Raw genomic sequence first — 22,964 nt, 5'->3', positions numbered from 1 at the left:
AGGGTGGGGTGGGCGACTGCCGGTACGCACCGTCCGACCTACACTGGGCGGCATGACAGACGTCCTCGCCAGTGCTGATCCAGGAGCGCCCGGAGCCCCCATCGACCCGGCGGCCGAGCCCACGCAGGGTGTCGGTACGGCCGTCCTGGAGCACGAGGAGCTCCAGTCGACCGACGACGGCGACGCGGACCGCTTCGCACACTACGTCCGCAAGGACAAGATCGCCGCGGCCGCTGTCACCGGGCGTCCTGTTGTCGCACTGTGCGGCAAGGTGTGGACGCCCGGTCGCGACCCGTCGAAGTACCCGGTGTGCCCCACCTGCAAGTCCATCTACGAGGAGATGCGCAGTGGGGACGACTCAGGCGGCAAAGGCCCCCGATTCCCCCGGTTCCCGTTCGGGCGAGGCGGTCGGTGAACGCCGCTCGTGGCGGCCAGGCGACCCACCCCACCCCGACACGGGCCTCGACGTCAGCGGCCCAGAACCTCTCTCCGGCCTACCCGCGCCGCGCCGCGTGGGGAACGGCCGGGTCGCTGCGCGCCTGGCAGGCCGCGGCCCTGGGGCAGTACCTGGAGACGATGCCACAGGACTTCCTGGCCGTGGCCACTCCCGGGGCCGGCAAGACGACCTTCGCGCTGCGGGTGGCCACCGAGCTGCTCAGCTCCGGTGACGTCCACAAGGTGACGATCGTCTGCCCCACCGAGCACCTCAAGTACCAGTGGGCCGAGGCGGCCGCCCGTGTCGGCATCCATATCGACCCCTCCTACTCCAACTCCCAAGGAGCACTCGGCTCTCGCTTCGACGGCGTCGCCCTGACCTATGCGCAGGTGGCTGCCAACGCCAACCTGCACCGCGCCCGTACCGACCAGGCCCGTACCCTCGTCATCCTCGACGAGATCCATCACGGCGGGGACGCCCTGAGCTGGGGGGACGCGATCCGTGAGGCCTTCACCCCTGCGCGTCGACGGCTGGCCCTGACCGGAACGCCCTTCCGCTCCGACACCTCCCCGATCCCGTTCGTGCGATACAAGGAGGACTCCTCCGGGGCGAAGCGTTCCCAGGCGGACTACTCCTACGGCTACTCCGACGCACTGCGCGACGGTGTCGTGCGTCCGGTGATGTTCATGTCCTACTCGGGACAGATGCGGTGGCGCACCAAGGCGGGCGATGAGGTCGCGGCCCGGCTGGGCGAGCCCCTCACCAAGGACCTGGAGTCCCAGGCCTGGCGCACCGCGCTCGACCCGGCGGGGGAGTGGATCCCCGCGGTCCTGGCCGCCGCCGACCAGCGTCTGACCGAGGTACGCCGGCAGGTGCCCGACGCCGGAGCCCTTGTCATCGCCTCAGACCAGGCCAAGGCCCGCGCGTACGCCAAGCAGCTGCGCGCCATCACTGGAGAGGCCCCCACCGTGGTCCTCTCCGACGACAATGGCGCCTCCAGCCGCATCGAGGCCTTCTCCGCCTCATCCGACCGCTGGCTGGTGGCCGTGCGCATGGTCTCTGAGGGGGTGGACGTTCCCCGGCTCGCCGTGGGCGTCTACGCCACCTCGACCTCCACCCCGCTGTTCTTCGCCCAGGCCGTGGGGCGCTTCGTGCGTTCGCGGGCCCGTGGCGAGACCGCCTCGGTCTTCCTCCCCTCTGTCACGCCACTACTGGCTCTGGCTGGCGAGATGGAGGTGGCCCGCGACCACGTCCTGAGCCGCCCGGACTCGGCGGCGCAGGAGGATGCTCTCTTCAGCCCCGAGGACCGTCTGCTCGCCGAGGCCAACAAGACCGAGAACGCCTCGGCAGATCTGTTGCCCGGCTTCGAGGCCATGGACAGCCAGGCCGAGTTCGACCGTGTCCTCTTCGACGGCGGCGAGTTCGGGACCGGCGCCATGGTCGGCAGTATCGAGGAGCAGGAGTACCTGGGGCTGCCGGGACTGCTGGAGCCCGAGCAGGTGACCGCTCTGCTGCGTCAGCGCCAGAGCAAGCAGATCGCCTCCCAGAAGAAGCAGGCCGCTGCCGAGGCGCAGAGGCGGAAGAACTCAGGCGTTGACGATGCTCGGCGTCGGGCAGCGGCCCGCAAGGAGCTCTCTCAGCTGGTGGCGGCCTGGGCCCGTCGTTCGAGCCAGCCGCACGGTGTCGTCCACAACGAGCTCCGACGCGTGTGCGGGGGCCCGGAGGTGGCAGCGGCCTCCACCGAGGAGATCGAGAAACGCATCCAGACTCTGCGACGCTGGTTCGTCGGCAAGCGATGACCGATCTGGACGACGGCCGGGTGGCGGACGTGGATCCGCTCCGGCGTCCTCTCAGGGCGGCTCAGCGCCGGGTGGCGCTTCTCCCGTCGAGGTCGACGTGGCGGGTCGGCAGCGCCGACTCGCCGTCGCTCAGGCGCCAGGCGTCGTAGGGCAGCTCGGCACGTGCGGCCCGGTGCCGCTCCGCCGCCGCGCTCAAGGCCCCCTTGCCACGGTGCTCCTCGATGATCTGGCCCTCGTCGACCAGGAGCACCTGGAGCGGTCGGGCTCCGGCCTCGGACAGCGCCGCCAGACCCTGTTCCTGTGAGCTGGACGAGACCACCAGCTCCTCGGCCGCCGTCCCCTCGGAGGTGAGTGTGCGACCGGCCCACTTGCGGCCTCCCACGGTGGACTTGCCGCCTGAGGAGAACTTGGCGACCTCCTCCATGGTGCCGTCGGCGCCCTCGCGCTCCACCAGCTTGTAGACGAGCGCCGCGGTGGGGCGCCCTGAACCCGTGACGAGCTTGGTGCCTACGCCGTAGGAGTCCACAGGGGCCGCCCCCAGCGCCGCGATGGCGTGCTCATCAAGGTCGTTGGTCACCGTGATCTTCGTTGACGTCGCGCCCAGGGCATCGAGCTGGGCGCGTACCTTGAAGGCCTCAGCCACCAGGTCACCGGAGTCCAGTCGCACCGCCCCGAGCTCCCCGCCTGCTGCCCGGGCCGCCTTGACGGCCCGCTCCACACCGGTGGCGATGTCGTAGGTATCCACCAGGATGGTGGTGCTCGGACCGAGACTGGCCACCTGAGCGGCGAAGGCATCCTCCTCGGAGTCGTGCAAAAGGGTGAAGGAGTGCGCCGAGGTCCCCACCGTGGGAATCCCGTAGAGCAGTCCCGCCTCCAGGTTGCTTGTCCCCACGAAGCCGCCGACCACCGAGGCCCGGGCAGCGGCCACGGCCGCCTGCTCATGAGCGCGGCGCGCGCCGAAGTCCACGCAAGGACGTCCGTGGGCCGCAATCGTCATTCGGGAGGCGGCCGAGGCGACGGCGCAGTCATAGTTGTAGATCGACAGGGCCAGCGTCTCCAGGATGCAGGCCTCGGCGAAGGTGCCCTCAACCGTCAGCAGCGGGGAGCCGGCGAAATAGCACTCGCCCTCGGCGTAGCCGCGGACCGTGCCGGTGAAGCGGTAGTCGCGAAGGAAGTCCAGGGTCTCGTCGTTGACGACCCCGGTGCGGTGCAGGAAGTCGATCTGGGAAGGGGTGAAGGTGAAGGCCTCAATGGCGTCCAGCAGCCGTCCGGTGCCCGCAACGACGCCGAAGCGGCGCGATGCCGGAAGCCCGCGTCCGAAGAGCTCGAAGACGCTTCGCCTCGTGGCGGTGCCCGAAGCCAACGCTCCCTGAAGCATGGTGAGCTCGTACATATCGGTCAGCAGCGAGGTCGAGGGCGCATCAACAGAGGCAACGGCGGTTCCGGCAGTGAATGCGGTCGTGGGCGCGTAGTCGTTCACGGGGACAACCTATCGCGCCTCACCGCTACCCTGGAGGTATGAGCGCCTCGCTGCCCGTCGTCGATCCGGAGACTCTGGAGGACTCGTATGCCCGCGCCCAGCGCCTGTGGTGCACCGTGGTCCACGACGACCCAGTCAACACGATGAACTATGTGACCTGGGTCTTCCACTCCTACTTCGGTTTCTCACTGCCCGTGGCCGAGGCGCGCATGATGCAGGTGCACACCACCGGTCGCGCCGTGGTCTCCCGAGGAGCCCGTGAGCGCATGGAGGTCGACGTCACCGCGATGCACGGCTACGGCCTTCGCGCCACGATCGAGCCTCTGGGCGACGACGGCGAGGGCTCCGCGAGCGATGCCGCAGGAGGGCGGTGATGCGAGCCTTCCGCCGAGTCTCCCAGGGGCTGGCCTGCGGCCTCGATGACTGGGAACGCGAGCTCCTGGCCCGGTTGGCCCTTGAGGTCAGGGCCATCCTTCAGTCGGACGAGCCCACTGACGAGGATGCAGGCGGGTCCACCGTCCTGCCGTCAACTCGCAGCGATCCGGGGCGCCCGGGAGAGAGCGAGCGGGACCGGGAGGTCCTGGCGGCTCTGGACTTCGATCTCGACCAGTCCTCCAACCACGTTCACACCGGCCGGCCGGCGAGCGATCCCGTCGTCGGTGTCCTGCTGCCTGAGGCCTCAGAGGATCCGGTCACCGCGATGGAGGTGAGCAGCCTGACCCGGGCGCGCCTCCGCAGTGGCAAGGTCGACCGTCTGGCGCGGATGGCCGCCGAGCTGCGGGCGCCGTCGGGCCCCGAGGCAACGGTACTGGTTCCGATCGGTCAGGAAGCCGAGTGGCTCGGTGCGATCAACGACATCCGCCTCGTGCTGGCCCAACGCCTGGGCATCGAGTCGGCGCAGGACGCCGGGCGCGTCCACGACGTCGCCTCCCAGGAGGCCTCCGAGAGCGAGACTGCTCACGAGCAGTGGTACCGGGGCACGGCACTGGTCTACGACATGGTCACCTGGTGGCAGGAATCACTGGTATCCGCGCTGTTCGGGGGCACAGGGCCCGCATAGTCTCGCGGTGTGAATGATGCTCCGATCGGGATGTTCGACTCTGGTGTCGGTGGTCTCACCGTCGCTCGTTCCGTCCTCGACCAGCTGCCTCACGAGCAGGTGCTGTACATCGGGGACACCGCCAACGGCCCCTATGGCCCCCGAGACATCGCCGAGGTCCGCTCCCTGGCCCTGAGCATCATGGACGAGCTCGTGGACCGCGGGGTCAAGCTGCTCGTCATCGCCTGCAACACCGCTTCCGCGGCCGTCCTGCACGATGCGCGTGAGCGCTACACCCTGGGGCGGGGTGTTCCGGTGATCGAGGTGATTCACCCGGCCGCGCGCACGGCTGCCGGGGTGACCCGTAACGGTCGGGTGGGCCTGATCGCCACCCGGGGGACGGTCGACTCGCGCGCCTATGACGACGCGCTCCAGGCCGTTCCCGGCGTCGAGCTCTTCTCACAGGCCTGCCCGCGCTTCGTCGAGCTCGCTGAACGAGGCGTGACCACCGGACCCGAGGTGCTCGACGTCGCCGAGGACTACCTGGCTCCCATCAAGGCCGCCGGCGTCGACACCCTCATCCTGGGCTGTACCCACTACCCCCTGCTGGTAGGACCGATCTCTTATGTCATGGGGGAGGAGGTCGCCCTGGTGACCTCCTCCGATGAGACCGCCAAGGACGTCTACCGGGCTCTGGCCAGCAAGGGTCTTCTGCGTGGCCCCGAGGCCAACGAACCGCGTCACGAGTTCCGCTCCACCGGGGACCCGAGGGCCTTCTCAGTGCTGGCCCGACGCTTTCTCGGCCCCGAGGTCGGCGACGTTGAGCGCGTGGACTCCGCCTCCGATGCTGCGGGTGCTCGCGCCGAGACGCCCGGTTTTTCCTTGCTCCCCACCGCCCATTAAGGATCTGCATGAGACTCACGATTATCGGCTGCTCGGGATCCATGTCGGGTCCTCAGTCCTCGGCCTCCTCCTACCTGGTACAGGCCGACGGAGTCGATGCCGACGGCGCGCTGCGTACCTACTCGATCGTGCTGGACCTCGGGCCGGGCTCGATGGGGCAGCTGCTGCGTCACCTCGATCCTGCCCAGCTCGACGCCATCGCGATCTCCCATTGCCATGCCGACCATATGGTCGATCTGGTGGGGATGCACGTCTACCGGCGCTGGCTGCCCACCGGGGCGCTCGGGCCAGTCGCCTGTCTGGGGCCCTCGGAGCTGCTGGAACGCCTGCAGGGGGTTGACGGTGTGCCGCCGAGTGAGCGCTATGCCACCGAGTTCGGCTTCGTCACCGCGGTGCCCGGCAGGTCGTACAGCGTGGGCCCCATGGTGATCTCGCCCTTCGAGGCGCTCCACCCGGTGGAGGCCTACGGGTACCGGATCGAGGGGCCGAGTGAGGAGGACCCGACGCGGCGGGTCAGCCTCGCCTTCACCGGGGACACCGACGTCTGTCAGGGCATGAGCGACATGGCCCGGGGAGTGGACCTTCTTCTGGCTGAGGCGGCCTTCGTCGAGGGCCGCGACACGGTGGGCGGGATGCACATGACCGGCCTGCGCGCCGGGGAGCTGGCCGCCCAGAGCGGTGCCGGTCACCTGGTCCTCACTCACATCCAGCCCTGGACGGATCCGGCCGTACCGCTCAAGGAGGCCGCATCGGTCTACTCAGGTCCGTTGGAGGCGGCGACGGCGGACGCTGTCTGGGAGCTTTGAGCCCTGACGGGCAGGAGCGTCCCGCTGGACAGCGGACGATCTCCTTCACCCCGGCTCTTCCCGACGGGGTCGACTGCCCCTGGATCCGTGAGCGCAGGACTCGCTGGTGGCTGGTGGTGCCTGCGGACCTGGCCGCCGTGGTGCTCGTGGCCCTGTTCGGTGCCGCCTCCACGCATACGTTGAGCCAGGTTGTCACCCCGGTGTGGCAGGCGGTTGTGGCAGTGGTTGTCGCCTGGGCGGTCACCTGGTGCCTTCGACGCCGTCGCCCCGACCACCTGGAGATGGCGCTGCCCGAGGGGCTCATCGTCGCAGGTCTGACCTGGGTGACCTGGACCGTGCTGCGCGAGCTGACGCAGGGCGCGCTCAACGATGTCTCGGCCAGCGCCTCCTGGGGGCTGATGACCGGCACCTTCCTCCTGGTGTTCCTGGGGGGATGGCGATGGCTTTACGGCTACGTGCGTGCCCACGACTCCCTGGTTCCTAAGCCCGTGGCGCGTCGTCTTGCCGAGCAGGAGCGGGACGGGGACTAGCCTCGTCAGGGGCTGCCCTCGACTCCTCCCGGCGTCAGGGCACTGTCTTTACGGAATGGCAACCTGCCCGTTCGTACCTTGGCGCCATGCACCACTCCGCCAAGCAGCGTCGATCGCCTCGGTGGATCGGTGCCCTGATCGCCGTCTTTCTCATCGTGGCAGGGGCAGTGGGCGGGTCCGTCGTCTACGCGCACAGGCACGAGGGGCGAGCTCCACGCGGAACCACACTCATGGGGCAGGACGTGTCCGGAATGGACCGGCAGACCTTGACCGCGCTCGTGTCGCAGAGGGCCGCATCGGTCTCAGTGACGCTGGTCGTTGAAGGAACCTCCACCACCGTTCCGCTCTCCCAGGTCGCCCGGATCGACACCCGGGCGACCGTGGAGGCCGCCGTGTCCGGATCGGGGTCGCCGCTGCCCCTCCTGCGCGGCATCCTCAGGAAACGGGAGGTGATGGTGCGCTACACGACCGACAAGAACGCTCGTGCCGCGCTGGTGTCACGGCTGAGCAACACACTGCGCGATCACGTCGTCGAGCCGACAGTGACCTGGAATGACGGCAGCGGCGGCTTCACCGCCTCTTCCGGAAGATCAGGTGACGCCATCGACCCCGGTGATGTTGACTCGGCTGTCGACGCCGCTGCACGCAAGCTATCGGACCATGTCGCGCCGGTGTCGATCCGCAGGACCGAGCCCACGGTGAGTCTCCAGGAGGCGAATACGGTCGCACGATCGGCAAACGCGCTGCTGGACGCCGAGCTCTCAGTGACGGTCGACGGCACGGCGCACACGGCCACCAAGGCTCAGAAGGCCTCGTGGATCGACTTCCCCGTCAAGGACAGCCGCATCGTGCCGACGGTCTCACCGGAGAAGGTCAAGGCCTGGGTGTCCTCGCTGACCAAGGAGGCGGAGCGGGATCCGGTCAACGCCATCAATGACGTCGACTCAGCCGGCACGGTGCTCCAGCTCGCCCGTCCGGGCAAGTCCGGTAGGAGGGCCGGCAACATCGAGCCGGTGACGGCAGCGCTCGTCCAGGGGCTCGGTCAGGACACGAGCGTTAGCCAGGAGATCAGCTGGAACGAGGTGCCTCACTCCACCGAGAACCGGGTGGTGCCCAGCGGGCCGGAGCGCTTCGTCTATCAGGCCAGGGCGGGGGAGAAGTGGGTCGATGTCAACCTCACCGACTCAACGCTGACCGCCTATGAGGGCCAGGAGGTGGTCTACGGGCCGATCCTCATCAACCACGGTGGCGTCGGGCACGAGACCGTGACCGGCACCTACAAGATCTATCTGCGCTACCAGGCGCAGGACATGGGGTGCACTCCCGAGTGGCCCTATTGCGAACGAGGCGTTCCGTGGGTCAGCTACTGGCACAAGAGCTACGCCCTCCACGGCGCCCCGTGGGTCAAGGAGTTCGGTATCGGCACGGACGAGTCCTCGCACGGCTGCATCAATATCCCGGTGGCGGACGCTCAAAGGATCTGGCAGTGGTCCGAGATCGGTACCACTGTGGTGACGCACTACTGACAGCGCGTTCAGGGCTCACCTGCTTAGGACGTCGGCCAGGACTGGTGCAAGGGCGCGGAAGGCCTGTCCCCGGTGGGAGATGGCATGCTTCTCCTCAGGCGTCATCTGGGCGGTGGTGCGGTCACGTCCACCGGGCTCATCCTCCTGGAGGGGGACGAAGATCGGATCGTATCCGAAGCCTCCCTCTCCCCGAGGGGAGCGGGCCAGGCGCCCCTCCATGGAGCGCTCGATGGAGGTGACCTGCTCCGGCGCCCTGCCGGCGGCCGGATGAACCAGGACCGCGGCGCAGGTGAAGCGCGCCGTGCGATGCGGATCGGCGACGTCGGCCAGCTGGTCCAGGAGCAGCTGGAGGTTCGCCTCATCGTCCCCGTGCCGGCCGCTCCAGCGCGCCGAGAAGATCCCCGGTGCTCCTCCCAGCACGTCAACGCACAGACCCGAGTCGTCGGCCACCGCCGGCAGACCCGTGGTCCGGGCCAGGGCGCGGGCCTTGATCAGAGCGTTGTCGGCGAAGGACAGCCCGTCCTCCACCGGCTCGGTCACCTCGAGCGAGGCGGCCGAGATGATGGAGCCGGGATCCAGCCCGGGCACGAGCGGCTCCAGGATCTGCCGCAGCTCGGCCAGCTTGCCGGTGTTGTGGGTGGCCAGGACAAGACGGGCGCCGTCGGGCACCTGGACCCGGTCCATGAGCGGGGGAGCGCCGTCGGCGTCTGAAGAGGCACTCACGGATCAGACCTCCGCGCACTCGGATGAGGACTGGGATGAGGACACGGTGAAGGGCTCGCCGTTGGGTCCGGCCAGGGCTCGGTGCTGGAGCGCTGCCAGTCGGCTGTTGCCGGCAGCGGCCAGGTCGAGCAGTGCTCCCAGCTCGGAGCGGTCGAAGGGGGCGTGCTCGGCGGTGCCCTGGACCTCGATGAACCGGCCGTCCCCGGTCTGGACGACGTTCATGTCGGTCTGGGCACGCACGTCCTCCTCGTAGGGCAGGTCGAGGCAGGGCACGCCGTCGATGATTCCGACCGAGATCGCGGACAGGGAGTCGGACAGCACCGGCTTGCCGGAGCGGGCCTTGATGAGTCCCCGCTCGGTGCCCCAGGCGACGGCGTCGGCCAGGGCCACGTAGGCGCCGGTGATCGCCGCGGTGCGGGTACCGCCGTCGGCCTGCAGGACGTCGCAGTCAAGCGCGATCGTGTTCTCACCCAGAGCGGACACATCGATGATGCCGCGCAGGCTGCGGCCGATGAGGCGGGAGATCTCGTGGGTGCGGCCCCCGACCTTGCCGCGCACGGACTCACGGCCGGAGCGCTCGGAGCCCGCCCGCGGCAGCATCGCGTACTCGGCGGTCACCCAGCCCTCGCCGCTGCCCTTGCGCCAGCGCGGAACCCCCTCGGTGAAGGAGGCGGCGCACAGGACACGGGTGCGTCCGAATGTCACGAGGACCGATCCCTCGGCGTGGTCGAGCCAGTGGCGGGTCATGGTCACGGGGCGCAGCTCGTCGACGGCGCGGCCGTCCTTGCGGGTGAAGGGGGCAGTTGTCATGGGCTCAGGCTACCCGGCAGTCACCCGGCCTCGGAGCCGGCTCGGTACCTCGGGATGCCGACGGCTGTAGTCCGAGGCCGGGCTCAGGCTGTAGCGTTCGGTGGGACGTCTGTTCCGGTCCGGAGCCCACGGAGTCACCGAGGAGAACACCATGACCTATGTCAACATCACCGCACTGACCTTCCCCGAGGGAGCGCAGGCCGAGATTGAGAAGCGGTTCGCCGCACGTAAGCGGGGGGTTGACGCCTCGCAGGGCTTCCAGAGCTTCGAGCTGCTGCGTCCGGTGATCGGTGAGGACCGCTACTTCGTGGTGACCCGGTGGGAAACGCGTGAGGACTACGAGCGCTGGCAGTCCGCGCGGCCCGCCGGCGGCCACGAGGAGGACAAGCGCCGAGGCATGAGCGTGGAGGTCCTCGGTTTCGAGGTCGTCCAGCACGAGGAATAGCTCTATCGGGAGACCGACATGGGTGTGTGGATGAGCTCTGTACTGGTCGTTTAAAGAAGTTCGTGTTTAGAGGATAGATCGGTCTGTATATGGGAGGGCTTCTTCCGGCACCGAGGTGTAAGCGGGATTGGGGAGTTGTTCCCCTGTACCCGTCCGCGTGCTCCATCGTAGGGTGAATTTGAACTTCGATGATCTCGCGTAACGAAGGAGTGGACGAATCATGGGGATCGATGCTGATCGCGTAAGCCAACAGAGCGAGAAGCTGCGTACCACTGGGATGTTGGTCATCCCGGAGTCTCCCCTCCGTCTATGGGGAAGTCTTCTGGGCTGCGGCGCCTTCACTGTAGTGGGGGTCGTGATCATTCTGATCGCGAACCAATCGAGTTCACCGCTTCTCTACATGCTCGCCGGTATCGCTTCCATCGGATTCTTCGGAGTCATCGGCATCCCAGCCATTGTCAGGAAATTCCTTCGTCGAAGTCGGCTGATAGTCACGTCTGAAGGCGTACGTCTGGAACGGCGCTCCGGTCAGTCCTACAGCGTTAGCGAGTCGGCGCGCTGGACAGATATCGCTGAGTTCTTCGGCGAAGAGATCAGCCCCGGCGGCGGTGCACGAGCGCAACTGGTGGTTGGATACGTCCTGACGCCGCTGGGGCAGCAGATGCGCAGCCACGACTCCGCCACCCCTCAGCTGAGCCAGCAGGTCAACGAGGTCGCGGATCGTGGGACCCTCAGAGAAGGGCGCGTGTACCTTCCGGGCACGTTGCAAGGAGGGAAAGAGGACTTGCTGGCCCTGCTCCAGCAGGCCCACCAGCACTACAGTGCACCGGGGCGTGCCTAGTCCGCTCGGCGGCCGCAGCGGGAGTGTTCCCCGCTTGTGTCGAGCCATCCCTGCCTGTGCGTCCCGGTTGGGTGGGTTTGAGGTAACTCAGGGCGCCGGGGACGGGGCGGTGACGAAGACCGACTCCGGCACGCCGCACCGGGCGTAGACGAGCTGGCAGGAGTGGCAGGGGCCGAAGGCCTTGGTCGGGGTTTGGATCTTCACCCGGGTGACAGTCTCGGGGAGTCGCTCGACGCCGTACTCGGCGGCACTCTGCTCAAGCATCTTGTAGGCGGCATCGACCTGGTAGGACCACTGCGCGAACGGCCCGCCGCCGCGGATGGCGTGATCGAGCCAGGCCTCGTACCAGGAGATGAAGCTCGGGGCCACGCGGGCGAAACTGTCGTCGCAGGCCCGCGAGTCCAACCAGACGCTGCCGTCGTAGGGGCTCATACGCCACTCGGCGCCGCAACCGGCATCGGCGAGGTGGATGCCCCCGTCGTCGGCCGGGAAGATGTCCAACCCGTAGCCGGGGCCCGCGCCAGAGCCGGCGATGGTGCTGAGGAACCAGCGCAGATCCTCTGGAAGCGAGAGCCCTGAAGGAAGGTGCGGCGGCCCCAGTTTCATGCCGTGGTGGCGGCTGCCGAGCCAGCCGGCTTCGCTGCCGGGATCGTACGAGGTGGCCGCGATGAGGTCGAGGGTGTGCTGGAGCCCGTCCCTGGTGAGGGGTGGAGCGGGTTCCAAGGGCATGAGCACCGACCACTCCCGGAGCATTCGGTGGCCGCCGGGCTCGGGCGGAATCGCGTCCAGGATGCAGAGCCCCGCCGGCCAGTCGGCGCCGGCGAGCTTGAGCTCGGTGGTCGAGAATGGGCCGATCGCCGCGTAGCAGCCCAGTGCCACTGCTTCATTGGAACGAGTGGCGGGAATCAGAGGGCTGGCGAGTACCCGGTCGGTCAGGGCGCGAGGCCCGCCCAGCCGCCGGCGATAAGCCGTCACCTCCTCGATCGGCATATTCATGCCGCGGTCGAGATGACCGGTGGTCACCCGGTAGCGTCTGCCTCCCACCGTGGTCTCGAACTGCTCGACGTCGGGATTATCGGAATCGATGAGGTCCGGGCGGCCGATTCCGGTCAGAAGGGCGGGGCCGAAGGCGCAGGCCCAGTTGCACCCGGCTGCGACAACCGACTCCAGCTGACTGGAGCCGTAGCCGCTGGCCGTCACCAGGACCCGTCTGTCCCCGAAGGCGCCTCCGCTGATCTGAAGGAAGACGAACGCGCCATATGGCTTGTGGTCCTGTATCTCATCGATGAAGCACTCGATGACGGGAAGGCCGTCACCCAACCGGACCGTCTGGCCGCCGTCGATGGCCTCGGCCGCGGCGCCTCGGAAGTGTCTGGCGATCGTCTGCGCCAGCACGGCATTGAAAGCGGGAGTGTCCTGATTGAATGAGTTCTCTTTCATCGATGCCTCGGATCAGGTCGGGGAAGCGGCAGGCGTCAGAACAGACCAAGGAGATAAATCTGCCTGCAAGAGCCCGCAGCCCCTGTCGGCGTCGGGAGCTGAGATCTGTGCGCGAGAAGGGATTCGAACCCTCACGCCCGAAGGCACCAGGACCTAAACCTGGGGCGTCTACCAATTCCGCCACTCGCGCTGCGTCGCGCCTACTTTACCGATTTCTGTGCCGATGGCAGAACCCGAAGGCCTCCCGGGCGCGCTCTGGTCGACAGGGCCTGGGCGCAGGAGAACTCGAGGGAGCGTCCCCGGGGATGCGCTCAGTCCACACCAAGCGCGGTAAGCAGCCGCTTGACGTGCCCGGTGGCACGGACGTTGTACTGGGCCAGCGCCACAGTCCCGTCGGGTGCCACCACCACGGTTGAGCGGATGACGCCGGTGTAGACCTTTCCGTAGTTCTTCTTCTCGCCCCACACACCCCAGGCCTCCATGACGGTGTGGTCGGCGTCCGACAACAGGGGGAAGGGCAGGTCGTGGCGGCTGGCGAACTTGGCCTGAGCAGTCACGGGATCGGGGGAGATCCCGACGACGGTGTAGCCGGCCGCCTTCAACCCCTCCAAGGAGTCTCTGAAGTCGCACGCCTCCTTGGTGCAGCCCGGAGTGCAGGCCTTGGGGTAGAAGTAGACGATGACGCCCTTGTCCGTGCTGGAACGAAGATCTTCGAGGGACACGGTACGGCCGTCCTGATCGGGCAGGACGAACTCAGGGGCGCGATCACCGGCTGCGAGCTGGGGCATAGGTCCTCCTCGGGTTCCTGGCGGATATGCTCATCCTCGCATCGCCGACGGCACCTGCGGCAGTGGATTCAGCGACTTACTTTCGTGATCTGGCAGACGTTGACCACATCGGCTCGGCGGTCCTGATCTGATGCTGCGACCCTGTTCAGGCGGCCTGGGAGAGGGACTGCTGTGATGCCCTCTGCGCAGCCTCCAGACGCTCGAGAGCCCGCTCAAGCCGGGAGGGCGAGGCCGCTGCTCCTAAAGAGGCGAGCTCGGCACGTGCGGCGAAGAGCTCACGGTTGGCCGCCTCTTCGGCCGAGGTGCCAGTGGTCGCCGGCTCGGTGACCAGGGTGTTCATGGTGTGGATGTCGTGTGTCATGCGTATTCCCTCAACTTCCTTCGACGTCGTCGGCCCGGTGGGGCCGAGCAGCAGCGTGCGTGAGAGCAGGTAAGTACCTGCGTAGCCGGCATGCTGCGGATAAAGACTTCCGGTGCCGCGGATGGTTGGCCCGCTGCAGACCGTGGTGTGGTCACGAGGGCGGGAAAGCCGATGAGACGGTGGCATTCAGAGGACTTCTCAGTCATGCGGGAGGCGGTTGTCATCTGACCGCCGATGTCCATGTGCTGCTGTGCCAGCGGAGTCATTCCGGCCGGAGCGCACGCCCCTCGTGGTACACCGCCAGGGACTTGAACCCTGAACCCGCTGATTAAGAGTCAGCTGCTCTGCCAATTGAGCTAGCGGTGCTCGGCCTTGGTGGCCGCGTCCTCCAGCCTGATGGGCCGGAAGACTCGTACACCGCCAGGGACTTGAACCCTGAACCCGCTGATTAAGAGTCAGCTGCTCTGCCAATTGAGCTAGCGGTGCTTCACCACAACGATGTCATTTGACGTGGTTCGCTGGGCGACGGAGGAATACTTTACGGATGGAGGAGGGGGTCGTCCAGCCGGAATCCGCGAAACGGGCCGTTTGTGTGGCAAGTCTCAAGGATGGTGGGGGCGTTGGGCGGTACTCAGGACTGCGACTGATCCTCATGATCCTGGAGGCGCCCCGTGCGTGACCACTGGCGGTACTGCTTGAGGGTGGCCGCCTGCTCCTCGGTGAGACGGCGCCACAGTGGAAGGCCGAGTTTCTTGCGGTCGCGCACGCGAGCGGCAGTGCTCCATCCCGTCAGCATCACCAGGGCGATCACCGCGCCCGCCCATAGGCTGCTGCGACCTGCGGGTGCGCCGGTGAGCAGCGAGACCGCTCCTCCTGCCAGCCCCGCGGTGAGGAAGGTCGTGACGGTGATGACGACCATCGACGCCCAGTAGCGCCGGTTGGCGGTACTGAGAGGCTTGCGAGGTTCTGGGGTCACCTCATGCATTGTGCCACCTGTCCGTGTGCGGCCCATCAATCCTCCCCGTCTCCCTGCCAGGAGGTGTACTTCGTTGTACTGGTGCGGGGGCGGTTCAGTATCACACGCCTGCGACTCTCACCGCCGTGCCGTGCGCGGTAGCGTGGGCCGCATGAGCGACCCGATCGTGACGCTGGCGACCTGCGCAGACTTCCCGGACCTTGACGACGATGACCGCGGCCTGCCTGACGCTCTGCGTGCGCGTGGCATCGAGCCTCGGGTCGCCGTGTGGAACGATCCCGGTGTCGACTGGGGCCAGGCGGGGACCGTCGTACTACGCAGCGTCCGTGACTACGCCACGAAGGGCAACTACTCCGGCTTCCTTCAGTGGGCCCGGTCGGTGCCCAGGCTGGCCAACCATGCCGACGTCGTCACCTGGAACTCGGACAAGCACTACCTCTCTCGACTGAGCGAGTGGGGGGTCCCCATGATTCCGACGACCTGGCTGGAGCCGGAGGCCGGCTACTCCAAGCACCAGGTTCATACGCGTTTCCCGGCGCACGGAGACTTCGTCGTCAAGCCGGCTATCTCCTCGGGTGGGCGTGGCACGGGGCGTTACACCGCGACCGATGCCTCCTCCCGGTCGGCGGCGATCAATGACGCGATGCACCACCTGCGCCGTGGACGTACCGTCATGGTGCAGCGCTACCTTGAGGAGGTCGACCGCAAGGGCGAGGTCTCGCTGGTCTACTTCAACGGAGTGCTGTCCCACGCCGTGGAGAAGGCACCGATGCTCCACCCGTCCTTCAAGTCGACCGACCAGATCCACGAGGAGATCGTGACAGCGCGGGAGCCCAGCGAGCAGGAGTGGCTCTGGGGTGAGCGCGTGCGCAAGGCCATCCACACGCTCATCAAGGAGGTCTCCGGTCGCGACATGCAGCTCCTGTTCAACCGTGTCGACGTCGTCGGGGACGGTCAGGGCGGCTTCTACCTCATGGAGGTCTCACTGATCGACGCGGGCCTCTACCTGGGAGCGGCTCCGGAGGCGCTGGACAACTTCGCCGACGCCATCGCCCAGCGCATCTTCTGGTGACCGCCTCTGAGCGCGGACGCTTCGAGACACCCGTGTGTGGTAGATAAGTGCCATGCGCACGTTGCTCAACATCATCTGGGTCGTCTTCGGTGGGTTCTGGCTCTTCCTCGGATATGTCTTCTTCGGCCTGATCGCCTGTCTCCTCGTTATCACGATCCCCGCTGGTGTCGCCTCCTTCCGTATCGCCGCCTACGTCCTGTGGCCATTCGGGCGTGAGGTGGTTCCGGCGCCCGGAGCCGGTGCGATGAGCGGGATCAGTAACGTCATTTGGTTCCTGGTCGCAGGACTCTGGCTGGCCATCGGTCACGTCACCACCGCCGCCGCGCAGGCCATCACCATCATCGGGATCCCGCTGGCGGTGGCGAATATCAAGCTGATCCCCGTCACCTGCTTTCCCTTCGGCAAGCAGATCGTCGAGACCCGCTAATGCCTCATCGGCGCCGTGCTCGCTGGCAGGTCTCAGAGGCTGATGCGGCGGTTGGCTACCCAGTAGCCCACGTAGCAGACCACGAGGAAGACGGCGGTGATCGCCAGGCCGCCGCGCTGCTCAGGGTCGAAGACGATGAGCAGGCACGAGGCTGTCGACAGTCCCAGTGCGGCGATTGAGACCCACGGATACCCGGGAGCCCGGTAGGCCAGGTCCTCAAGGCTGCGGTCCTCGGCGAGCCAGCGCCGTCGGAAGGACAGGTGGCATGCGGCGATGACCGCCCACACCAGGACGACGGCGAGACCGGAGACGGACACAAGGACCAGATAGACCGTGGAGGCCGCATAGGCCGAGGTCAGCAGTGAGGCCAGTCCGCCGACCATGGACAGGCTCATTGCCAGTGCGGGTACCCCGTAGCGGTTGGTGCGGGCCAGGACCGTGGGCAGGGTGCCCTCATTGGCCAAGGACCACAGCATGCGGGTCGAGGCATAGAGCCCTGAGTTCGCCGCTGACAGGATGGCGGCCAGGATGACGATATTCATGAGGTCCCCGGCGTAGGGCACGCCGATTCTGGACAGGACCGTCACGAAGGGGCTCTCCTCGACCCCGGCCTTCTCCCACGGGATCAGTGCTGCGATGACGATGATCGAGCCGATGAAGAAGATGGCCAGGCGGGCCAGGGTCGCCCGGATCGCGCGAGGAATGGTGGTGCCCGGGTCCTCGACCTCTCCGGCGGTAATGCCGATGAGTTCGGTGCCGGAGAAAGCGAAGTTGACGGCCAGGATCGTGGTGAATACCGCGCCGAAGCCGTTGGGGAAGAGGCCGTCCCGGTACAGGTTCGTCAGCCCCAGGAACGAGCGGTGCCCCTCGTAGGGCAGCAGCCCGATGATCGCGGCCGTGCCCAGAGCGATGAATATGATGATCGCCGCCACCTTGATCCCGGACAGCACGGTCTCCGCCTCGGCGAAGACCTTGACGGAGGCCATGTTGAGCACGAGGACCAGGATGATGAAGGTAGCCGCCCATACCCATACGGGAACGCCCGGGAACCAGCCGTACATGATCATCGCCGCGCCGGTGAGCTCGCTTCCCAGGGCTACCGTCCACGTGAGCCAGTACAGGATGGCGGCGACGAAACCCGTGGCGGGTCCCAGGTACTGGCGGGCGTAGACGTGGAAGGCGCCGGTGAAGGGCATCGCAACGCTCAGCTCTCCCAGGCACAGCATGACCAGGTAGACGATGACGGCGCCGATGGAGTAGGCCAGCACGGTCCCCAGGGGGCCGGCTTGGTGGATCGTGTTGCCAGTCGAGAGGAACAGGCCCGTGCCGATGACCCCGCCGAAGCTGATCATCATGAGGTGGCGTCGGTTCATGCGGCGTTCCAGCGCGGTGACACGTCCCTGGCCGTCGGGGCCGCCGTGCTGGGACCGAGGGGGAGAGGCGGGTGAGGTCGCCGAAGGGGCGGCAGGCTCACGGGAATGTGCAACCGGGTCCATACCTGAGACGCTACCGGTGCCGCCTCGAGCCATCCGATACCGTGTCGCAATGCGAACGTCCTCGGTATCCGCCACGTCCTTCGGGCGTGAACCGGCTCGGTTGTCTGATCTGCTGGCGCGAGGTCCGGTCGTTCTGGACGGGGCGATGGGCACCGAGCTCGACGCCCGTGGGGTCGACACCCGCAACGCGCTGTGGTCGGCGCTTGCGCTCACCGCGGCGCCCGACGTCGTGCGCGAGGTCCACGCCGACTATCTGGGGGCCGGAGCTCGTGTCATCACGACCAACACCTACCAGGCGACGCTCCCGGCACTGATCCGGTCCGGGGAGGATGTCGCTGGCGCGAGGGAGGTCATCGCGGCCGGTGTTCGCCTGGCCAAGGAAGCGGCCCATCGCTTCGAGACGGAGCATCCCGAGGAGCCGGTGCTCGTAGCCGGAGGGCTCGGACCTTATGGTGCCTATCTGGCTGATGGCAGTGAGTACACCGGCGCCTACGACATCGACATCCCCGAGGACCCCGGTTTCCGGGAGGTCCATCTGCCCCGCATCGAGGTGCTGGTGGGGGAGGGGGTCGACCTGTTCGCCCTGGAGACGCTTCCGCGTCTGGACGAGGCTCAGGCGCTCCTCGCCATGGTGAAGGTCCTCGCTCCGCAGGCCGAGTGCTGGATCTCCTTCCAGGTGCGCTCCGACGGCACCCGTCTCGCGGACGGCACGCCGCTGGCCGAGGCAGCGGCCTGGGCGGCGCAGGAGGGGATGGTTGTCGCTGTCGGCATCAACTGCGTGGCCCCCGACGTCGTCGGCCGAGCGCTGCCGGTGCTGCGTACGGCTACGGACAAACCGCTGGTGGCCTACCCCAATGCCGGTGAGCTCTACGACCCGGTGACCAAGAGCTGGCGGTCAGCGGGCGAGGAGGGCGGGCTCGTGGAGCTGGCATCATCCTGGATCGCCGCCGGAGCCCGACTCGTCGGCGGCTGCTGCCGTACCCGTCCGGCTCAGATCCGCGAGCTCGCCCACGCGGTCCGTATGTAGCCGCGAGCCCTCCGGCGTCGCCGGTCCGGTGAATCAGCCCGGCGACTGTCTTGCATGCCGTTACTCTAGTGCTAGAGTAACGGCATGCTCTCCGACGCCGACATCGTTGTTCTCTCGCTCCTTGCCGAGCAGCCACTCCATGGCTACGACCTCGACCGGGTCATCGAGCAGCGCGGTTACCGTCAGTGGACCTCCTTGGCCTTCTCATCCGTCTACTACGTCCTCAAACGCCTGGCGGAACGGGGACTCGTCGAGCCCGACGAAGGGGCCACGGGGCGTCGCACCGTCTTCCGTGTGACCGGCACCGGGCACAGTGAGCTGAGCAAGGCCGCCGATGAGCGTGTTCTCGCCCCGGCTCCACCCACCGCCGGTGTGCTCCCGGCGCTCAATGCCTATGCCCGGCTCGATGAACCCGAGCTCGTGGCCGCCCTTGCGCAGCGTGCCGAGGCACTCCTCGAGAGGCTCGATGAGCTGCGCAGGCTGCGCGCTCAGGTCGATGAGGAGCACGCCCTGGCCATCTTCGACTACGAGATCCTGCGTCAGGAAGCGGATCTCGCCTGGACCCGATCCCTTCTCAAGGAGAGCAGACACTGATGAGGACTGATATCAAGAAGGACCGCAAGGATCTCTACCTGCCGGGAAGGGCCGACTTCACGGAGGTGGACGTGCCGGCCATGACCTACCTGGCCATTGACGGTCACGGCGACCCCAACACCTCGCCGGCCTACGCCATCGCGATCCAGGCCCTGTACGCGGGCGCCTATGCGATCCGCTCCGCCCTCAAGAAGCGCACCGGTGACGACTTCGTCGTCGGTCCTCTCGAGGGACTGTGGACGAGTGCCGACGACTCCGCCTTCGTCGCCCGCGACAAGGGGGAGTGGGACTGGACCATGATGATCCCTCTGCCCGACGCGGTCTCATCGCAGGACATCGTCGACGGTCTTGGACAGGCCGCATGCAAGAAGCCCGACCTTCCCATCGCCGCTCTCAAGGAGCTCCCTCTGACCGAGGGCAGGTCGCTGCAGATCCTTCACGTGGGCACCTACGACGACGAGGCCCCCACTCTGGCGCGTTTGCACGACGAGGTCATGCCGCGCCTTGGACTCACCTGGAACGGGCCCCACCACGAGATCTACCTCAGCGACCCCAGGCGCGTGGCGCCGGAGAAGATGAAGACCGTCCTGCGTCAGCCGGTGAAGCCCGACTCAGACACCGACGAGGCGGACTAACCCTGCTGTGGACCCACGGACAGCAGGTGGATGACCGCGCGCTCGTCCCGGTCGCACTCGGCCAGGTCCACCAGCGCGGTCAGCCGCCAGTCATGGTCGCCGTCGGGGTCCTCCAGGACCTGCGTGGCCAGCCACACCTGCCTGCCGGAGGTCGCCAGGGCCTCGCGTAGGCGCTCGCTGACCCCGGCGGCGGCCAGAGCCGTCTCGTCGGGGGCCTCGTCGAGCGGTGCCAGCGAGATCGCCCGGGCCGAGGTGTCCGTGCCGATCCAGTCGTACTCGTCCCAGTAGCGCCCCAGCGCCTCGTCCCAGCGGTCCTCGCCCCAGCCGGAGGAGGCGTCCAGACGGCCCAGGGCCTCGACGTCGTCGCGCGCCATGAGCTCCACGCGCCGGAACATCTCCCGTCGTACCGCGACCCGGAAGGCGTGACGGTTGCGAGTGAAGGCGACTGTCCCGTCCTCGCCCGCGCCGAAGGCCCGCTCCACCCCGGTCGAGTCGTCCGCACCGGGACGGTCTCCCTCCAGCAGGCCGGCGACATCTCCCGCCCTGCCCGCCTGGGCCTGGCCGAGCGCCTCCCACTCGTCGAGCAGAGAGGAGTCGACGGCGCGCACGAGCGCCCCCAACCAGTCGATGAGCTCGGTGACCTCGGGTGTGCGGTGCTCCTCGGGCACGACCTGGCGCAGCGCCCGGTAGGCGTCGGTGAGGTAGCGCAGCACCACGCCCTCGCTGCGTCCCAGGTCATAGCGGGAGATGAGGTCGGAGAAGGTCATCGCGTTCTCCACCATCTCGCGCACCACCGACTTCGGTGCCAGCTCGTGCTCGGCGATCCACGGGTTTGCCTGCTTGTACATCTCCAGGGCAGGAGTGAGTAGCTCGGACAACGGCTGGGGCCAGGTGATCTCCTCCAGAGCGGCCATGCGCTCCTCGTAGTCCATCCCCTCGGCCTTCATCGCGGCGATCGCCTCGCCGCGGGCGGCTCGCTGCTGGGCGTAGAGCAGCGGTCGTGGGTCGTCCAAGGTGGCCTCGACGACGCTGACGACGTCGACCGTGTGCTCCGGGGCCTCCACGTTCAGCAGGTCCATGGCCGCCAGGGCGAAGGGCGCCAGGGGCTGGTTGAGGGCGAAGTCGGCCGGCAGGTCCACGGCCAGGCGCAGCCGAGGGCGCCCGTCGGCGGCGGCCTGGGCGCTGGAGACGTGCGTGAGGACTCCCGCCGTGCGCAGGGACAGGTAGATCTCCAAGGCGCGGCGCACGTGTCGGCGTCGCTGTGCCGCGGGCTCGTGGGCGCGCTCCAGGAGATCCGCCATCGCCGCCACCGGGTCGCCGTCGCGCTCCATGAGGTTCAGCACCATGGTGGTGGTGACCTGGAACTGGCTGGTCAACGTCTCCGGGGCCGCGTCGCGCAGCCGCTCGAAGGTCTTGTCCGTCCAGTTGACGCGCCCCTCAGGGGCCTTCTTGCGCACGATCTTGCGGCGCTTGCGCTCGTCGTCGCCGGCCTTGGCCAGCGCCTTGGCGTTCTCGATGACGTGCTCGGGTGCCTGGACGACGACGTAGCCGCGGGTGTCGAAGCCGGCGCGCCCCGCCCGTCCGGCGATCTGGTGGAACTCGCGAGCGGTGAGGTGACGCTCCTTGGATCCGTCGAACTTCACCAGCGAGGTCATGACCACCGAGCGGATCGGTACGTTGATCCCCACCCCGAGCGTGTCCGTTCCGCAGATGACGGACAGCAGCCCTTCGCGGGCCAGTCGCTCCACCAGCCTCCGGTAACGTGGCAGCATGCCCGCGTGATGCACGCCGATCCCGGCGCGCAGCAGCCGAGAGAGCGTGGCCCCGAAACCACCGCCGAAGCGGAAGTCGCCGAGTGCCTCCACCACCTCGGCCTTGCGGGACCTGGGCACCAGGTCCACGCTCAGCAGGGAGGTGGCCCGCTCCACCGCCTCCTTCTGGGAGAAGTGGACGACGTAGACCGGTGCCTTGTCCTGCCCCACCAGGCGCTGAAGCAGCTCACCGATCGGCTCGACGACGTACTCCATCTCCAGGGGGACCGGCCTCACGGCGTCGTCGACGACGGCGACCTCGCGGCCCGTGCGCTCGCGCAGGTCCCGAACGAAGAAGGAGACGTCGCCCAGCGTCGCCGACAGCAGCACCATCTGCGCCTGGGGCAGCTCCAGGAGGGGCACCTGCCAGGCCCATCCGCGCTGAGGGTCGGCGTAGTAGTGGAACTCGTCCATGATGACGCAGTCCACGTCCATGTCCTGGCCCTCGCGCAGGGACTGGTTGGCCAGGATCTCCGCGGTGCAGCAGATGATCGGGGCGGCGGCGTTGATGGAGGTGTCCCCGGTGACCATGCCGACGTTGTCCGCCCCGAACAGGCGCACCAGCTCGAAGAACTTCTCACTGACCAGGGCCTTGAGAGGGGCCGTGTAGTAGGAGCGTCCCCCACGGGCCAGGGAGACGGTGTGGGCGGCCAGCGCGATCATCGACTTGCCCGAACCCGTCGGGGTTGCGGCGATGACGTGGCGGCCCTCCAGGATCTCCGAGAGCGCCTCGTCCTGGTGCGGGTAGAGGGGGCGGCCGGTCGTCTCCGCCCAGTCCGAGAACGCCAGGTAGACCTCCTCGGGCTTGGGGACGCGCTCAGGATCGTCAGCCGGGATGAGGGCGTCGAGCATCGCGTTGAGGGCCGGAGCGGTCTGGGAGGTCACGGCGTCATCGTCTCATGAGGGTGCGAAGGGCACGCAGCCTGCCTGTGGCATGCTGGGCACTTATCTTCCGTCCAGTCGCTGCCCCAGGAGAATGGTGAATCCCCGCGCCCGCGT

At 67.7% G+C, this 22,964-nt stretch carries 24 protein-coding genes and 3 tRNA genes; 15 read left to right on the top strand and 12 right to left on the bottom strand.

All coding sequences use genetic code 11. The features are described 5' to 3' along the window. Positions 1–52: 52 nt before the first annotated feature. Both BKH33_RS04335 and BKH33_RS04330 read left to right on the top strand, forming a co-directional pair. A complete protein-coding gene (locus BKH33_RS04335; RefSeq protein ID WP_003783188.1) occupies positions 53–415 on the top strand; it encodes a DUF3039 domain-containing protein in 363 nt (120 codons plus the stop codon). Beyond that, positions 412–2,235 (top strand): DEAD/DEAH box helicase, encoded by a 1,824-nt coding sequence (locus BKH33_RS04330; RefSeq protein WP_003783220.1) that lies wholly within the window; start codon positions 412–414, stop codon positions 2,233–2,235. The genes BKH33_RS04335 and BKH33_RS04330 overlap by 4 nt, the downstream gene beginning before the upstream one ends. Before the next feature lie 61 nt (positions 2,236–2,296). Here BKH33_RS04330 and BKH33_RS04325 read toward each other — a convergent pair whose 3' ends face one another. Further along, on the bottom strand, positions 2,297–3,715 hold the full coding sequence (locus tag BKH33_RS04325) for a nicotinate phosphoribosyltransferase (protein ID WP_003783197.1): 1,419 nt from the start codon (positions 3,713–3,715) through the stop codon (positions 2,297–2,299). Positions 3,716–3,753: 38 nt separating this feature from the next. Here BKH33_RS04325 and clpS point away from each other — a divergent pair, with 38 nt between their 5' ends. From clpS to BKH33_RS04295, 6 genes are all read left to right on the top strand, one after another. Next, complete coding sequence (gene clpS / locus BKH33_RS04320) at positions 3,754–4,089, top strand: ATP-dependent Clp protease adapter ClpS (RefSeq protein ID WP_003783111.1); 336 nt, start codon at positions 3,754–3,756, stop codon at positions 4,087–4,089. Then, the gene (locus BKH33_RS04315; RefSeq protein WP_043539342.1) at positions 4,089–4,775 is read left to right on the top strand and encodes a DUF2017 family protein; all 687 of its coding nucleotides are present in this window, start codon (positions 4,089–4,091) and stop codon (positions 4,773–4,775) included. The genes clpS and BKH33_RS04315 overlap by 1 nt, the downstream gene beginning before the upstream one ends. Before the next feature lie 30 nt (positions 4,776–4,805). Further along, the gene (gene murI / locus BKH33_RS04310) at positions 4,806–5,657 is read left to right on the top strand and encodes a glutamate racemase (protein WP_003783219.1); all 852 of its coding nucleotides are present in this window, start codon (positions 4,806–4,808) and stop codon (positions 5,655–5,657) included. Between the two features lie 8 nt (positions 5,658–5,665). After that, positions 5,666–6,463 (top strand): MBL fold metallo-hydrolase, encoded by a 798-nt coding sequence (locus BKH33_RS04305; RefSeq protein ID WP_003783171.1) that lies wholly within the window; start codon positions 5,666–5,668, stop codon positions 6,461–6,463. Then, complete coding sequence (locus BKH33_RS04300; protein ID WP_003783124.1) at positions 6,460–6,993, top strand: DUF3054 family protein; 534 nt, start codon at positions 6,460–6,462, stop codon at positions 6,991–6,993. The genes BKH33_RS04305 and BKH33_RS04300 overlap by 4 nt, the downstream gene beginning before the upstream one ends. A gap of 86 nt (positions 6,994–7,079) precedes the next feature. Further along, complete coding sequence (locus tag BKH33_RS04295) at positions 7,080–8,519, top strand: L,D-transpeptidase family protein (protein ID WP_003783121.1); 1,440 nt, start codon at positions 7,080–7,082, stop codon at positions 8,517–8,519. Positions 8,520–8,534: 15 nt separating this feature from the next. Here the strand turns inward: BKH33_RS04295 and rdgB are convergent, their stop codons facing one another. Together rdgB and rph are read right to left on the bottom strand one after the other, a co-directional pair. Next, entirely contained in the window at positions 8,535–9,242 is a 708-nt protein-coding gene (gene rdgB, locus BKH33_RS04290; protein WP_003783164.1) for an RdgB/HAM1 family non-canonical purine NTP pyrophosphatase, read from the bottom strand. Between the two features lie 3 nt (positions 9,243–9,245). Beyond that, positions 9,246–10,052, bottom strand: coding sequence for a ribonuclease PH (gene rph / locus BKH33_RS04285; RefSeq protein ID WP_003783174.1), 807 nt, complete (start codon positions 10,050–10,052; stop codon positions 9,246–9,248). Positions 10,053–10,203: 151 nt separating this feature from the next. Between rph and BKH33_RS04280 the strand changes: the two genes are divergently transcribed. Beyond that, positions 10,204–10,497 carry an antibiotic biosynthesis monooxygenase family protein gene (locus BKH33_RS04280; protein ID WP_043539363.1) on the top strand — a complete coding sequence of 98 codons (294 nt, stop codon included), beginning with the start codon at positions 10,204–10,206 and terminating at the stop codon, positions 10,495–10,497. Positions 10,498–10,717: 220 nt separating this feature from the next. Then, complete coding sequence (locus BKH33_RS04275) at positions 10,718–11,338, top strand: STM3941 family protein (protein ID WP_003783058.1); 621 nt, start codon at positions 10,718–10,720, stop codon at positions 11,336–11,338. 87 nt (positions 11,339–11,425) lie between these two features. Here BKH33_RS04275 and BKH33_RS04270 read toward each other — a convergent pair whose 3' ends face one another. The 7 genes from BKH33_RS04270 to BKH33_RS04240 form a co-directional block, all read right to left on the bottom strand. Next, positions 11,426–12,778 carry an SMI1/KNR4 family protein gene (locus BKH33_RS04270; protein WP_003783137.1) on the bottom strand — a complete coding sequence of 451 codons (1,353 nt, stop codon included), beginning with the start codon at positions 12,776–12,778 and terminating at the stop codon, positions 11,426–11,428. A 108-nt stretch (positions 12,779–12,886) separates the two neighbouring features. Next, positions 12,887–12,968: transfer RNA gene (locus BKH33_RS04265), tRNA-Leu, on the bottom strand. A 121-nt stretch (positions 12,969–13,089) separates the two neighbouring features. Further along, complete coding sequence (bcp, locus tag BKH33_RS04260) at positions 13,090–13,566, bottom strand: thioredoxin-dependent thiol peroxidase (protein ID WP_003783119.1); 477 nt, start codon at positions 13,564–13,566, stop codon at positions 13,090–13,092. A 145-nt stretch (positions 13,567–13,711) separates the two neighbouring features. Continuing rightward, on the bottom strand, positions 13,712–13,927 hold the full coding sequence (locus BKH33_RS04255; protein WP_003783190.1) for a hypothetical protein: 216 nt from the start codon (positions 13,925–13,927) through the stop codon (positions 13,712–13,714). 290 nt (positions 13,928–14,217) lie between these two features. After that, positions 14,218–14,293: transfer RNA gene (locus BKH33_RS04250), tRNA-Lys, on the bottom strand. Positions 14,294–14,340: 47 nt separating this feature from the next. Beyond that, positions 14,341–14,413, bottom strand: a tRNA-Lys gene (locus tag BKH33_RS04245). A 145-nt stretch (positions 14,414–14,558) separates the two neighbouring features. Beyond that, a complete protein-coding gene (locus BKH33_RS04240; RefSeq protein ID WP_043539361.1) occupies positions 14,559–14,903 on the bottom strand; it encodes a hypothetical protein in 345 nt (114 codons plus the stop codon). A gap of 151 nt (positions 14,904–15,054) precedes the next feature. On the opposite strand from BKH33_RS04240, the gene BKH33_RS04235 reads away from it, so the two are divergent. After that, positions 15,055–15,975 carry an ATP-grasp domain-containing protein gene (locus BKH33_RS04235; RefSeq protein WP_043539339.1) on the top strand — a complete coding sequence of 307 codons (921 nt, stop codon included), beginning with the start codon at positions 15,055–15,057 and terminating at the stop codon, positions 15,973–15,975. Between the two features lie 52 nt (positions 15,976–16,027). Beyond that, a complete protein-coding gene (locus BKH33_RS04230; protein ID WP_003783186.1) occupies positions 16,028–16,402 on the top strand; it encodes a YccF domain-containing protein in 375 nt (124 codons plus the stop codon). 32 nt (positions 16,403–16,434) lie between these two features. Here BKH33_RS04230 and BKH33_RS04225 read toward each other — a convergent pair whose 3' ends face one another. Further along, positions 16,435–17,775, bottom strand: a complete 1,341-nt coding sequence (locus BKH33_RS04225; protein ID WP_003783226.1) for an amino acid permease — start codon at positions 17,773–17,775, stop codon at positions 16,435–16,437. Between the two features lie 172 nt (positions 17,776–17,947). Between BKH33_RS04225 and mmuM the strand changes: the two genes are divergently transcribed. From mmuM to BKH33_RS04210, 3 genes are all read left to right on the top strand, one after another. Continuing rightward, positions 17,948–18,925 (top strand): homocysteine S-methyltransferase, encoded by a 978-nt coding sequence (gene mmuM / locus BKH33_RS04220; protein ID WP_076142574.1) that lies wholly within the window; start codon positions 17,948–17,950, stop codon positions 18,923–18,925. Positions 18,926–19,009: 84 nt separating this feature from the next. Then, positions 19,010–19,519 (top strand): PadR family transcriptional regulator, encoded by a 510-nt coding sequence (locus tag BKH33_RS04215; protein WP_003783178.1) that lies wholly within the window; start codon positions 19,010–19,012, stop codon positions 19,517–19,519. Next, positions 19,519–20,154: a GyrI-like domain-containing protein gene (locus BKH33_RS04210; protein ID WP_003783216.1), complete on the top strand. Its 636-nt coding sequence runs from the start codon at positions 19,519–19,521 to the stop codon at positions 20,152–20,154. Before BKH33_RS04215 ends, BKH33_RS04210 begins: the two co-directional genes overlap by 1 nt. Here BKH33_RS04210 and BKH33_RS04205 read toward each other — a convergent pair. Next, the gene (locus BKH33_RS04205; RefSeq protein ID WP_076142579.1) at positions 20,151–22,817 is read right to left on the bottom strand and encodes a DEAD/DEAH box helicase; all 2,667 of its coding nucleotides are present in this window, start codon (positions 22,815–22,817) and stop codon (positions 20,151–20,153) included. The genes BKH33_RS04210 and BKH33_RS04205 overlap by 4 nt on opposite strands. Positions 22,818–22,964: the final 147 nt, after the last annotated feature.

It is taken from the genome of Actinomyces naeslundii (assembly GCF_001956585.1).
Lineage (GTDB): Bacteria > Actinomycetota > Actinomycetes > Actinomycetales > Actinomycetaceae > Actinomyces > Actinomyces naeslundii.
Note: the sequence above shows the minus strand (reverse complement) of the source record. Positions and strands in the feature narration are given on the sequence as shown.

Coding starts and splice junctions, on each gene's coding strand:
- BKH33_RS04280 (WP_043539363.1), top strand. CDS start 10,204: ATGACCTATGTCAACATCACCGCACTGACCTTCCCCGAGGGAGCGCAG.
- BKH33_RS04295 (WP_003783121.1), top strand. CDS start 7,080: ATGCACCACTCCGCCAAGCAGCGTCGATCGCCTCGGTGGATCGGTGCC.
- clpS (WP_003783111.1), top strand. CDS start 3,754: ATGAGCGCCTCGCTGCCCGTCGTCGATCCGGAGACTCTGGAGGACTCG.
- BKH33_RS04215 (WP_003783178.1), top strand. CDS start 19,010: ATGCTCTCCGACGCCGACATCGTTGTTCTCTCGCTCCTTGCCGAGCAG.
- BKH33_RS04225 (WP_003783226.1), bottom strand. CDS start 17,775: ATGAACCGACGCCACCTCATGATGATCAGCTTCGGCGGGGTCATCGGC.
- mmuM (WP_076142574.1), top strand. CDS start 17,948: ATGCGAACGTCCTCGGTATCCGCCACGTCCTTCGGGCGTGAACCGGCT.
- bcp (WP_003783119.1), bottom strand. CDS start 13,566: ATGCCCCAGCTCGCAGCCGGTGATCGCGCCCCTGAGTTCGTCCTGCCC.
- BKH33_RS04255 (WP_003783190.1), bottom strand. CDS start 13,927: ATGACACACGACATCCACACCATGAACACCCTGGTCACCGAGCCGGCG.
- murI (WP_003783219.1), top strand. CDS start 4,806: ATGTTCGACTCTGGTGTCGGTGGTCTCACCGTCGCTCGTTCCGTCCTC.
- rph (WP_003783174.1), bottom strand. CDS start 10,052: ATGACAACTGCCCCCTTCACCCGCAAGGACGGCCGCGCCGTCGACGAG.
- BKH33_RS04270 (WP_003783137.1), bottom strand. CDS start 12,778: ATGAAAGAGAACTCATTCAATCAGGACACTCCCGCTTTCAATGCCGTG.
- BKH33_RS04230 (WP_003783186.1), top strand. CDS start 16,028: ATGCGCACGTTGCTCAACATCATCTGGGTCGTCTTCGGTGGGTTCTGG.
- BKH33_RS04315 (WP_043539342.1), top strand. CDS start 4,089: ATGCGAGCCTTCCGCCGAGTCTCCCAGGGGCTGGCCTGCGGCCTCGAT.
- BKH33_RS04205 (WP_076142579.1), bottom strand. CDS start 22,817: ATGCTCGACGCCCTCATCCCGGCTGACGATCCTGAGCGCGTCCCCAAG.
- BKH33_RS04305 (WP_003783171.1), top strand. CDS start 5,666: ATGAGACTCACGATTATCGGCTGCTCGGGATCCATGTCGGGTCCTCAG.
- BKH33_RS04235 (WP_043539339.1), top strand. CDS start 15,055: ATGAGCGACCCGATCGTGACGCTGGCGACCTGCGCAGACTTCCCGGAC.
- BKH33_RS04210 (WP_003783216.1), top strand. CDS start 19,519: ATGAGGACTGATATCAAGAAGGACCGCAAGGATCTCTACCTGCCGGGA.
- BKH33_RS04335 (WP_003783188.1), top strand. CDS start 53: ATGACAGACGTCCTCGCCAGTGCTGATCCAGGAGCGCCCGGAGCCCCC.
- BKH33_RS04275 (WP_003783058.1), top strand. CDS start 10,718: ATGGGGATCGATGCTGATCGCGTAAGCCAACAGAGCGAGAAGCTGCGT.